Genomic DNA, 11,702 nt, shown 5'->3' on the forward strand with positions numbered 1-11,702 from the left:
TCATATTTTTGCCGCGGGTGGGGCCGTTGTCTAGTTGGTGGGTGTGGGGTGCGTGTCTACTTTTGAATAAGCCTCATAATCTCTTCACTCAAGAAGAGCTTCTCTCTACCAAATTTTTCTTCCCGAAGCACCCCAGCTGCGACATACTCACCCAGATATTTGACAGCGGCGATAGGTCGTTGTGGGGTTCATCGACAGACCAGATCATGTACAAAATCTACCGATTTTTTGGGAGGTAGGCCCTCAAAACTGCTGATATTTCAAAATTTTCGCGTTTTTGACAGGTTCCGCGCTAGACAGCTACTTCCACCTGCTGAGAGCTACCCGGCAACACCATAGACTGCCCCACGCTTCCCAGGAACATGAGAAGAGCTAATGAGCCCAGTGTCCTTGAGCTTACCGAGATTGTAGGCAACCTGTCGGCGGGTCAGTTGAAGCCCCTCCATAATTTCTGCGACGGTTCGATCGCCGCCCTGGAGCAGATAAGAGTAGATTTTCTGCTCAGTTTCTGCAAGCTCCAGAGGCGCACCGTCCTGCCCAGACTCAAGAAGCTGAGCTACTTCGTCCTTCTGCACGTCCATCGAAGGGCGCCGAATAATCACAGTAAATTGGAAGCCCTTATCTACAAACTCCAGCGGCGGCAGACCGGCCTGCCGCATGGCCTTTTGAGCCTCAAAAATACCGTTCCCTTCACCCTCAATCACCCTGGAACCATCAGAAATCTGAGCAAGTTTACAAATTTCATAGAGGGCAGAATTAACCGCAGTTTTGTGCCCCGGTTGAGCAAGGTTGGCAGTAGTCACAGCCCATAACCCTCCAGGGTTAGTGATAACAATGCGATTGCGATAAACCCGAACAACAACGTCTTTCGCGTAGGCAGTATCAGCATCAAGGGCACGGTGAACCAGAGCATTCGCCACCAGCTCACGAAGCACAATGAGCGGAATCTCAGGCTGATTTTTCAGCCCTCCCTGACCATCAGGAACCACAGAAAAACGAAGATTTCTTACTAACCATTGCAGGGTTTGCTCCAGCATCTCTACCAAGGGGCCGTCAGCTTCTAACTTGTCTGCATTACGCAAGACCTCATCTTCAACCCACCCAGAAACTTTGAGAGCAGGGTAGAACTGCTGCGGGTAGTTACCCAGGGCATACAAGCCAGCCAGGGTCAGCTGTCGGTGGTCTGCTGTAGTAACGCTTTTGCGAGCAAGCACGACCTTGTCGTCTATCTGACTCAGCCGTTGCGAAGTATGCCGGGCAGCTGAAACAAATTTTTCGGTGTACCGCCTATCGAGGTCTTCAGGGCTCGTGTGAGCAACCGCTTCAAGGTCATGCTGCCTGCGTTCCCGTGCGGCCAGAACACGGGTAATCTCGTAGTCGTCCATGGCGTAGTCGCCGTCGGAATAGCGCATGTAGGCCTTGCCCCGGTAATAGCAGGGGCGGTCAACCAGAGGGAGGGGCGCAACGCTCACGATGAGGACGGCAGCATCACCCACTGTTATGCGATCAAAGGTGGCGTTCCCCTTAGGGGTCAAAGAGTTTCGCAGGGCAGAGGCAATGGACTTTTCAAGTTCATCTATGTCATAGACTCCAACAACGGAGAAGTTCTCTGCTTCATCGATACCACAGATAAGGGCTCCCCCGTCAGGCATATTGGAGAAGGCACAGAGGGTTTCAGCGATGCTGGTGGGGTAGCCTTCCGTTGCCTTTTTAATTTCGAGGCGGGGTTCTTCGGAACCGTAGGTTCTGAGCCGGTTCAGGATCTCATTGAGATGTTCTAATGTCCATTCCATATGTACATATATACACACTTATACACATGATGTACATGGTTTTGCACATTTCAATGTACATCTCCCCTATCAATCCGCGCAGACCCCTCAGGCCGTATGCAGCGATAAACCGGCACAGAGCGAATACGACGAGGAGTTCTACCCTTTCACCACGTCACTCTTCAAAATATCCATCAGCCCCTCATTCACAAAGAGCTTCTCTCTACCAACTTTTTCTTCCCGCAGCACCCCGGCCAAGACAAGCTCCCCCAGGTACTTGGTTGCGGTCTGGCGGGTCACCGAGCAGCGACCCACCACGTCCTTAATACGGCAGTAGGGCTGCTCAAAAAGAAGATCTACAACACCTACCGGCATCTGAGATCCAACAAATTCTTTTACCTGTTCCTGCAGGGCCTGAATCTGCTTAATCTTCTGCAGAGTACTCACTGCCGTTGAACGCATAGCTTCAACCATGTAGAGCGTCCAGTCTTCCCAGGCCCCTTCCGAGGTCACCGCATTCAAGAGGCGATAGTAGTCATTCTTCTGGGCAATGATGCTCTGGGAAATATAAAGAATAGGTTCGCTCAAAAGCCCAGAAGATACCAGCATCAGCACGTTCAGAATTCGTCCAGTACGCCCATTGCCATCGTCGAAAGGATGGATGGCCTCAAACTGATAATGGGCAAGCGCAACCTTCACCAACGGGTCAAAGCTATCAACAGAGTTCACGAACTCTTCCCAGTTGTTCAGCTTCTCAGAAATCACCTCAGCTCCCTGAGGCGGGGTATAGATACGACGGCGAGTTACCGGGTTACCGATATACACACCGTCCCCGTGTCTGACCCGAGTATCAACATCACGGATAGTGCTACAGATTTCTCGAGCAGTATTAGCAGTGATAATGCCCTGATGTTCCCGCATCGCTTCAAGCCCAGCAAAGAGAGCTTTTTGATAGCGTAGAGCCTCCCGGGTCGCTCCACTGGCGTCCGTTGATACCGTTGCAGCCTTAAAGAGTTCGTCGGTGGTAGTTACAATGTTCTCGATTTCAGAGCTAGCCTGGGCCTCAAGCAGGGCAAGAGAATACAGGAAGATACTCGGATTAGGCAGAGACACCAGGGCCTCATTTAAACCAGCAATATCTGCCCGCGCCTCGATGACAGCCTTAAGTACGCGGGTAGTTTCCACGTAGCCGACCGGTGGTAGTGGCGGAAGGTCGTTGTAGGGTTCATCAGCAGACCAGGTCATGTACAAAATCTACCCATTTTTGACATATAGGCCCCGAAAACCGCTGATATGTCAAAAATTTTGGGATTTTTTGACAGATCCAGGTCATATGTTCAATCTTTTGACAGGTTCTCCGGCCGCTCCGCCCCACCCGCTTCGGTTATCTCTTAGGAGCTCGCACGCTCGCTCCCGATGACCTCAGCCAGCCTCTTCACACCCTCGGTCAGTGCTTCCGGTTCGATAGCTGAGAAGGCGATACGTAGCTGGTTGGCACCCGGGTTGCGGGCAACCCCGTCCTCACCGGCTACCGGCTCGTAGAAGGCTGAGCCGGGAATGAAGACCACACCTGCCTCGATCGCGGGGGCCAGGGCGTCCGCTGCGTCCTGGTACTTGCTACCGGCGGGCAGGGTCAGCCAAGTGAAGAAGCCACCCTCAGGTACCGTCCAGGTGGTGCCTTGGGGCATGTACTTCTGGCAGGCGTCCAGCACGGCCTTGCAGCGGGCCTCATACAGGGCGGCGGTGGCGCGGGTGTGGGGCTCCCACAGGCCCTCGTTCATGAAGCCCAGCACCAGGCGCTGCGAAAGCACCGACGGGCAGATGGTTACGGCCTCGCCCGCAATCTGCAAGAACTTACGCACGCGGAAAGGCGCGACCATCCAGCCCACGCGCAGGCCGGGTGAAAAAATCTTAGAAAAAGAGCCCAGGTAGAGCACGTTCTCAGGGTCAAGCGAGTAGAGGGAGCGGCGGCGTTCCCCGCTGAAGGAGAGCTGGCCGTAGGGGTTATCCTCAACAATCAGCACGTCAGCTTCACGGCAGACGCGCACCAGCTCAGCCCGGCGCTTACCCGATAAAGAAATGCCGGTGGGGTTCTGGAAGTTAGGGATGGTATAGAGGAACTTGATCTGCTTGCCCTCAGCCCGAATAGACTCAATCGCCTGGGCCACAGCGGCCGGATCGAGGCCGTCTGCGTCCAGGGGGACTTGGCGGACGTCCGCCTGGTAGCCCTCAAAGACGCCCAGGGCGCCGGTGTAGGTGGGGCCCTCTGCCAGGATGACGTCCCCGGGGTTGACGAAGAGTTTGGTGACCAGGTCCAGACCCATCTGGGATCCTGCGGTCATCTGAATATCATCGACCGCCGGGCAGGCGCCCTCAGATTCCATGAGGTCGCAGACCAGCTCCGCCAGGGTCTCCAGGCCAGCACCTGAACCGTATTGCAGAACCTCTAGACCCTCTTCTTGGATGATGCGGGCAGCCATGTCCCCTAGCCGGTCAAGGGGCAGGAGTTCAAGGTCGGGGTTACCCCCTGCCAGGGAGATAATACCGGGGCGCATGGCAACCTCAAAAACATCGCGCACCGCTGAGAGGCGGAACCCGGCGGCACGGTCAGCGAAGTGGCGCATGAGGCGGGCCTCAGCTGGGGTTGCTTGTTCCAGTAATTCAGCAATCTTGCTCATGGTCACTCCTTACTGCCGTAGGTAATATCAGCGACGCCGGAGGCCGGTGAAGTCGGCCCAGCCCCCACACCGGCGGCCTGCAGGGAAATCAGCTCATAGACCACGTGGGCGGCGGCGATGCCAGTTAGTTCAGCGTGATCGTAGGCCGGGGCGACCTCGACCACCTCGGAGCCCACCAGGTTAAGCCCGCGCAGCCCGCGCAGAATCTCGAGAAGTTCGCGGGAGGTTATGCCGCCAGCTTCAGGGGTGCCGGTGCCCGGTGCGTGGGCGGGGTCGAGCACATCAATGTCGATAGACAGGTAGAGGGGCCTCTCACCGATGCGCTCCCGCAGCAGCTCAACGACCTTCTGCACGCCCAGGTAGTAGACGTCCGCGCTGGTGACAATACCGAAGCCAAAGCGGGCATCGTCCTCAAGGTCTTCGCTGCCGTAGAGGGGGCCGCGGGTGCCCACGTGGCAGAGAGCGTCGGTGTCGAGGAGGTCTTCTTCAAAGGCGCGGCGGAAGGGGTGCCATGGGTGTATTCGGCGCCGAAGTAGGTGTCCCAGGTGTCTAGGTGGGCGTCAAAATGGAGCAGGGCAATTTTGCCGTGCTGCTTGGCCAGGTTGCGCAGGTTGGCGAGCGCTACGGTGTGGTCGCCGCCGATGGTCACCAAGCGGGCACCGTCCTTAGTGAGCTGGTGGGCGCCAGCCTCGAACATGGCAAGGGCTTCTTCGATGTTGAAGGGGTTGCCGATGATGTCACCGGCGTCGGCTACCTGGGCTTCTTTGAAGGGGGAGATGTTGGCGGCGGGGTTAAAGGGGCGCAGCAGGCGGGAGGATTCGCGCACATGGTTGGGGCCGAAACGGGCACCGGGGCGGTAGGAGACACCGGAGTCCCAGGGCATGCCAGCGACCACGATATCTGCTTTTTTGACTTCGTCGAGGCGGGGTAGGCGGGCGAAGGTGCCAAGCCCGGCCCAGCGGGGCACTTGGGCGGCGTCCACGGGGCCGGTGCGCTTAGTGCCGTCGGTGCCGGTAGCAATGACGCGGTGGGGGTCTGCTGAGAAGAAGGCTTGAGCCATAGGTCCTCCAAAAGGTTAGGACGCTGGCAGCAGGCTCTGTGTTCAGGGTGCGGTAGATGCCCAGGCAGACCCTCTGCAAGTGCGTCCGGTCACACTAGAATTGCTACCACTATAACCCGCCTGCGCAGCAACGGCAGGGTAGTTTTTCCTGCGACTCAGCAGCGGTTCTGATACTTATGCACCAGGCAGCAAAGCTATTCCACTTACCACAAGCGAACCTGGCGGGGGCAAGTGTCCTTATTTTCTCCACCCACCTATAGGCGCATAAGTTTGCAGAAAATGAAGTTAAAAGATTATGGCCGTATTTGACCAGGCCTACCTCGATTTTTATGAGCGGACGCTGGTACCGGCTGGTAGAGATATCAGCTGAAGGGTAGCATCCGGCTGTGCAGGGTTCTTGGGTCGTGTGCAGGGAAAACTCTGCACAGAGGCTAAGAACCCTGCACATTCACCCTTAGCACCTACTGGTAGGTCACCAGGTAGGGCTTGGGGGTCAGGGCGTAGGTCTGCTCAGGGGTCAGGGTGGGGGTATCTTCGTCGTAGAAGTTCTTCCACGAAGGCTTGATTGCTGGGTCAAGTTCGCGGATTAGCTCCTGGTAGGTGGAGTCTTTCAGCTCGGGTGTACCGTGGCCGTCTGCGTGCAGGGTGAGGGCCAACTCAGGGTGGCTGGTATCGAGTAGGGCACGGTTAGTAATCATGGAGTGCTTGAACTGGTGTAGCACCACCATCTTCTGCGGCAGGTCGTGCTCATTTGTCAGCGCCGCTAGATAATCTAGGGTTTCGTTGATTTCAGTTGCGTCTACGGTGCCGATTTGTTGCAGGTGTACCTGGCCAGGGTAGATACGCCATTCGGGGTCAAGGCCTAGACCTACGTTAGGTTTTTTCAGCAGGTCTTCGTACTGTTTGATTTGTTCTAGGAAGGTGTTCTGGCCGGGCTGGAAGTCCAGAATCACGTAGATGCCGTTTTTCTCGGCTTCTTCAATGATGGGTTCTAGGCTCTCAATGGTGGGTTCATCGGAGTAGTCCCCGTCAATGCCAGGTTCGGAGCTTGCCACAGTAGTGATGATTTCAAAGGCGGGGATGACCTTCTCATCGGTGTAGGCCTGGTACTCTGCGGCGAGTGCTTTGACGCGCTCTACAGACTGGGCAGGGTCTTGCTCGCCCAGTACACCAAGTGAGGGCCCGGAGGGGTTACCGTAGAGGGCGACGTAGCGGTGGGCGAAGATTTCTTCGCCGCCACCGAGAACTTCTTTACTAGGCACCTCAGAGGTACTAGGTTCGGGGCTAGCTGCTACGAGTGTAGAGTCTGCTTCCGTTGCGGGGGCCTCGGCGGTGGGGGTGGTTGCGGAGCAGCCGGCCAGGGCGAGAGTTGCGAGGACGCTGATGGTCAGGGTTTTGAGGAATGGGGGATTATGGGGGTACATGATTTCCTGAATATATTTAATCTGTCTTTAATTAGCCTACGGAAGAGTCTTTAGCAGCAGCAAATATGACGCCCTTCCCTCGCGTCTTATCGGAACACTCATGCAGGGTTTTACCCCGTGCACGGCCTAGGTTTCTTTAAGATTTGGGGCTCGGCACGCCAAAGCGCCTCCACTTCTGATGGTTCAGGAGTGGAGGCGCTTTGGTTTGTTGTGTGGCTCTTAGACACTCACACTAGGGCTTCTAGGTAGGAACCGTAGCTTGAGCGTTTCTGCCCCCTTTAGCTAAGGTCGCCGTCGGTGTTCCCCGGTGCAGGGTTCTGCGGGGAGGTGTAAGACGGGTTAGCAGGTGCAGCCTGCTGGGGGGCGTAGGGCTGCTGGGCAGGGGCCTGCTGCTTGCGTTCGTCCATCGCTGCCTTAATGCGGTCGCGGAACAAGAAAGCGGTAGCAATAAGGGCAAGCAGGATCAGAACGAGCAGACCTACCAGGATGATGCCCACCCAGTTAGGTGTCTTAACGTTGATCGCAAGCTCTGTCTTTTTGTAATCGCTTGTTTCACTGTTGAAGGTAACTGATGAGCGTTCTACTTCTGAGGCATCGATCTGTGCGCGTGATTCCTCAGGGATAGAGTGCTGAGACGGAAGGTCAATGGTGTAGCTATACCCGTTGGCGAGAGTTGCATCGTAGTCAGAGGTAGAGAAAGGCAGGTTGATGTACAGGTCGTACTTCTTGGAGAACCAGTTGCCTTCACGCTCTACCTTGGTGATACGAGCACCGGGCACGTAGGAAGAGAGGCGGGAGGTGAGTTCTTGGGCATCTGATCCTTCAATGGTGGCGGTGTAGGTGACCATACCATCAGACTCAGAGCGGTCGATGCTGGTGCCCTCACCTTCAGGTGCCAGGAAGTCCTGCAGGCCGTCCCCTACTCGGTTAGCCTGGTCGGCATTCAGTGAGTAAGAGAAGGTTGCTTCACCGCCGCCGTCACCGTTGAGATCTAGGTTCACATCTACTGCATCGAAGGTGAGGGAGTAGGTGTATTCAAGAATGGAGGTGCGGGAAATCTTGGTAGATTCCTCAGCGGAGTCGATGTTCCCTGAGTAAGACTTTTGCCAGTTGCTGGGGACCTTTGCGTCGAAGCGGGGGCCGTTGCCTGCGGGGGAGCAGACAGTGGGGCAGGTAATTTTAGCTTCGATGCTTGCCGTGAACAGGGTCTTGTCTGTTTCAGAGGGGCGGTCAGTCAGAGTGATGGCGTTCTGGTCAGATGAGAGCAGTTTCTGCAACTTAGTGTTGAAATCGTTGATGTCTGTTGCAGAGAAGGTAACAAGCTGACCGTGAGTGATGGTTGAGAGGTTGTTGGTCTCAGCGAAAGTGGTGTTGTCGATAGCGGAGACGGTGTGACCTTCGGGGGCGTTTTCGCTGATGTAGGTATCAACGTAGCCCTGCTTGACTGAGCCGAGAGGGGTGGTAGAACCAAAGGCAACGCGCCCGGTGTAGGTGCCGTCATCTTCAAAGATGAGCTGTACGCCCAAGGAGGGCACACCGTTGTCGGTGACGTCTGAGACCTTGATGGTGCTGTTGGTCTTATGGTCCTTGCCACCGACATGCACAATAGTTTCTTCGGTACCGCTGAAGATGTTGCCATCTGAGTAGACGCCATCAGCCTTGAGGGCATCACCCAGCCAGCCTAGAAGCTGGGCAGAGGTGAAGTTTTCTTGAACTGTGGTGCCTGTAACCAGGCCGGTGTCTGCCAGGTTGATGACGATAGTGGGTTCTAAGTCTTTACCGCTGGATTTGAGCAGTGATTCTACCTTGGTCTGGTAGTCATCTACGGAGCTAAATTTGAGGGTAAAAGTGGCGCGGGAGCCTTTATCGTCTGTGGAGATACCGCTGTATTCAAGTTCGGCAGGTAGGTGACGTTTGATGGATTCGTCTACGGCAGGCAGGCCACCTTTGAGGGAGGTGCTTTCGCTGTCTGAGGTGCCGATTTCCATGACCATGGTGCGGGAGCCGCTGAGGTTTTCGTCTATGGATAGAGTCGTGTTAACGGCGGCACCGCAGGCGGTGAGGACGAGAGCGATAATGCTCAAAAGCGCAAGGTGCGCACGTTTCATAGGTGAGCGAAGTGTTTGCATAATGATCAACTCTTAGGACAGGACGCTAGTGATGATCTGGTAGGCAACGTACCAGACGATCCATGCGGCGACGATGACGCCGGTGGTGGTGAGAATGTAGCGCATGACCGGGGAACCAACGAAGCGGGTGGAGCGGCTCATACCTACGTAGGCCTGGATATTCAGGAAGAGTGAGCAGACCATGAAGAAGAGGAAGATAAGGATAAGGACGATGAGGAAGATACCGGGGGCCGGGATCAGGGACAGGAGCCAGAGAATCAGCAGGGCCGGGATGAGGGCTACGTTAGATTCTGCGTAGACGTTAGCGGCGTAGCTGAAGGGGTATTTCTTATCTCCACCGTTGAGAGCCATCATGAGGCCGGCGGCACGGAGCGCCAAGGTTCCGAAGGTTGCGGCGGTGACCACGAGGAAGGTGGTGAAGAGTTCGCCGCCGGTGAGTGAAAACAACCCATAGCTGAATAGGTAGTAGAAAGCTGAGTTTGCCAGGTTGGAGGCGGTGTTCAGCAGGGAGATAGCCCACAGGCCTGCTAGTAGAGAGATGATGCTGAAGTTGAATACCCAGAAGAGGGGCAGGGAGGTGGCGAGCTGCTGGCTGGCCTGGTTCTGGCTCTTGAAGTTGAGGGTAAGAGTGGTGAACTGTGCCTTGAGTGCTTCAAGGGCGGGGCTGGGCTGGGCAGGTGCAACCGGTGCGCCGTATTGCTGCGCGGGGAACTGGCCCTGAGCAGCCTGGGCTGCAGGTGCCTGCTGTGCATACTGGACGGGCTGCTGCTGTGCAGGGAACTGGCCCTGAGCAGCTTGTGCTGCAGGTGCCTGCTGTGCGTACTGGACGGGCTGCTGCTGCGCGGACTGCTGCTGCGCGGGCTGGCCAGGGGTAGGGACGTCGTTACCCTGCGGCTGAGGGTTTGCTGACTCCGGGGGGAGTGACATGAAGATTTCTCCTTCGGTGCGTAGTGTGTACTGCCCTACCATCCCATTAGTGGGGTGTAGGGGGCTCATCTGAAACGAGAGTGTTTTGGTTGGGGTAGCGATGGCATATTTCTGGCAACTGCCCAAGCTACTAACTGTTTATTATCTCTTCTTTCAGATAAATATGCATACATTTAGCTGAGTTTGTGGAGTGTTCTGTATGAAACTTTCCCGTATTTTCCCCGCAAGCAGTGAGCAAAGCGCCGCCGCTTCTGAAACATTCAGAAGTGGCGGCGCTTTGAGCTAGCTAGATGTTCTCTAGATTGTGAGCAGAGAACTACTGTGCGCGGCGGCGGGAGACGACAAGAGCGCTACCACCGGCTGCCAGCAGACCCAGGCCAGCAACTAGAGGTGCAACACCTTCAGCACCAGTGTTTGCCAGCTCCTGGGGCTGACCGTTTGATGAGCCAGCAGCAGCGTTCTGAGCAGAAGATGCAGCGGCCTCATTGTTAGCTACAGGTACAGATTCACCGGCAGCAGGGTTCTGTGCAGCGGGCTGCTCGGCTGCAGGCTGCTCAGAAGCGGGCTGTTCTGCTGCGGGCTGCTCTTCAGCAGACTGCTGGGAAGCTGCGGTTACAGTCACGCCAGTGCTGAAGGTAACGGGGCTTTCGGCAATGACCTCACCTGCAACGTAGTCAGGGACGTAAGTGATGGTTGCGGTGCCTTCACCAACGGCAGTAAGGACGGTGCCTTCTTCGTTGACGCTAACAACCTCGGGGTTTGAAGAAACCCACTTGCCCATGAAGCCTGCCTCTTCATTACCGGAGAAGATAGCTTCGATGTCTGCACGGCCAGCTGCATGAGTGTATTCGATGTAGGCGTTGAGGGTGTCCCCTACAGTCAAAGCGTGTGCGTTATCTACTACTACATCGGCACCGTCAAAAGCGCTAACGGGAACGCTAGCTAGGTTAACGGGGGTGCCGTCGGCCTGGCGGTGTGCGTCAGCAGCTGTTGCGAGGATGATGCCGTCAGCTAGCTTAAGGGGTAGGCCGAGAGCTGATGCGGGGGCGAGGGCGACCTTGCCGTCAGTAACCTGCAGATCGATGGCGTAGACGCCATCAGAGTAGACTACGGTTTCGTCCTGGATGAAAGCGGGGGTGAAGTAGACAGTAGCGGCACCGTTTGCGCCGACGGTGAAGTTACCGCTGGGGTTAACTGAGATCACAGATTCGTCAGATGAGCTCCAGGCACCGATTGCGCCGGTGTAATCGCTATTGACGATTTCGGCATCGAGGCTAACTGCATCACGGATGTTTGCCTTGATGCCCTGAGCACCGTTGCGTTCAACGAGTTCCAGGTAGATCTTTGAGAGGTCGTAGTTCTCAACAGCGCCTGCACCGTTGGGAGTTCCATCGGGGCCCGCTACGATACCCATTGCGTAGACAACGAAGAGGCCGTTGCCGGTCTTGACGTGCTCGCCGGGCTGGTACCAGGCGTTGAGGGCACCCTGCCCAGCGGCTGCGGCAGAGGTAGTTGCGGCTGCAGGGGCTTCTTCGGCCTGTGCTGCGGTGGCAACGGAACCAGCTAGCAGCGCCAAGGCGGCGGAGGTAACTGTCGCGGTCTTGATAAAGGTCTTCATGAGATGTGCTCCTGAAAAGTGGGTGTATGTCGCATGGCGCATGATTGTGCCTAGCTACTCCTGGTGAGTCTAGCTAGATTTAAGGGATTCTTCA

The 11,702-nt window shown here is 56.2% G+C and carries 8 protein-coding genes and 1 pseudogene; all 9 read right to left on the bottom strand.

Annotation, left to right across the window (positions count from 1 at the left end):
• Positions 1-56: 56 nt before the first annotated feature.
• The 9 genes and pseudogenes from ACEE09_RS08335 to ACEE09_RS08375 all read right to left on the bottom strand — a co-directional run bounded on the left by ACEE09_RS08335 (position 57) and on the right by ACEE09_RS08375 (position 11,608).
• Positions 57-173: a hypothetical protein gene (locus tag ACEE09_RS08335; RefSeq protein WP_449083861.1), complete on the bottom strand. Its 117-nt coding sequence runs from the start codon at positions 171-173 to the stop codon at positions 57-59.
• Positions 174-320: 147 nt separating this feature from the next.
• Complete coding sequence (locus tag ACEE09_RS08340) at positions 321-1,793, bottom strand: ATP-binding protein (RefSeq protein WP_449083775.1); 1,473 nt, start codon at positions 1,791-1,793, stop codon at positions 321-323.
• 138 nt (positions 1,794-1,931) lie between these two features.
• Positions 1,932-3,017 (bottom strand): Fic family protein, encoded by a 1,086-nt coding sequence (locus ACEE09_RS08345; protein ID WP_449083777.1) that lies wholly within the window; start codon positions 3,015-3,017, stop codon positions 1,932-1,934.
• Between the two features lie 146 nt (positions 3,018-3,163).
• Positions 3,164-4,450, bottom strand: a complete 1,287-nt coding sequence (locus ACEE09_RS08350; RefSeq protein WP_449083779.1) for an aminotransferase-like domain-containing protein — start codon at positions 4,448-4,450, stop codon at positions 3,164-3,166.
• A 2-nt stretch (positions 4,451-4,452) separates the two neighbouring features.
• Positions 4,453-5,510, bottom strand: a pseudogene (gene speB / locus ACEE09_RS08355) (agmatinase).
• A 461-nt stretch (positions 5,511-5,971) separates the two neighbouring features.
• On the bottom strand, positions 5,972-6,934 hold the full coding sequence (locus ACEE09_RS08360) for a hypothetical protein (protein WP_449083780.1): 963 nt from the start codon (positions 6,932-6,934) through the stop codon (positions 5,972-5,974).
• 278 nt (positions 6,935-7,212) lie between these two features.
• Complete coding sequence (locus ACEE09_RS08365; protein ID WP_449083782.1) at positions 7,213-9,063, bottom strand: hypothetical protein; 1,851 nt, start codon at positions 9,061-9,063, stop codon at positions 7,213-7,215.
• A gap of 12 nt (positions 9,064-9,075) precedes the next feature.
• Positions 9,076-9,990 (bottom strand): hypothetical protein, encoded by a 915-nt coding sequence (locus ACEE09_RS08370; RefSeq protein ID WP_449083783.1) that lies wholly within the window; start codon positions 9,988-9,990, stop codon positions 9,076-9,078.
• Between the two features lie 316 nt (positions 9,991-10,306).
• A complete protein-coding gene (locus tag ACEE09_RS08375) occupies positions 10,307-11,608 on the bottom strand; it encodes an Ig-like domain-containing protein (protein WP_449083785.1) in 1,302 nt (433 codons plus the stop codon).
• Between the last annotated feature and the right edge of the window lie 94 nt (positions 11,609-11,702).

The organism is Rothia sp. 88186D007BW (assembly GCF_053544215.1).

What these genes read in the sequence shown, in the direction of transcription:
- ACEE09_RS08340 (WP_449083775.1), bottom strand. Translation starts at nt 1,793, where the DNA reads ATGGAATGGACATTAGAACATCTCAATGAGATCCTGAACCGGCTCAGA.
- ACEE09_RS08345 (WP_449083777.1), bottom strand. Translation starts at nt 3,017, where the DNA reads ATGACCTGGTCTGCTGATGAACCCTACAACGACCTTCCGCCACTACCA.
- ACEE09_RS08350 (WP_449083779.1), bottom strand. Translation starts at nt 4,450, where the DNA reads ATGAGCAAGATTGCTGAATTACTGGAACAAGCAACCCCAGCTGAGGCC.
- ACEE09_RS08360 (WP_449083780.1), bottom strand. Translation starts at nt 6,934, where the DNA reads ATGTACCCCCATAATCCCCCATTCCTCAAAACCCTGACCATCAGCGTC.
- ACEE09_RS08365 (WP_449083782.1), bottom strand. Translation starts at nt 9,063, where the DNA reads ATGCAAACACTTCGCTCACCTATGAAACGTGCGCACCTTGCGCTTTTG.
- ACEE09_RS08370 (WP_449083783.1), bottom strand. Translation starts at nt 9,990, where the DNA reads ATGTCACTCCCCCCGGAGTCAGCAAACCCTCAGCCGCAGGGTAACGAC.
- ACEE09_RS08375 (WP_449083785.1), bottom strand. Translation starts at nt 11,608, where the DNA reads ATGAAGACCTTTATCAAGACCGCGACAGTTACCTCCGCCGCCTTGGCG.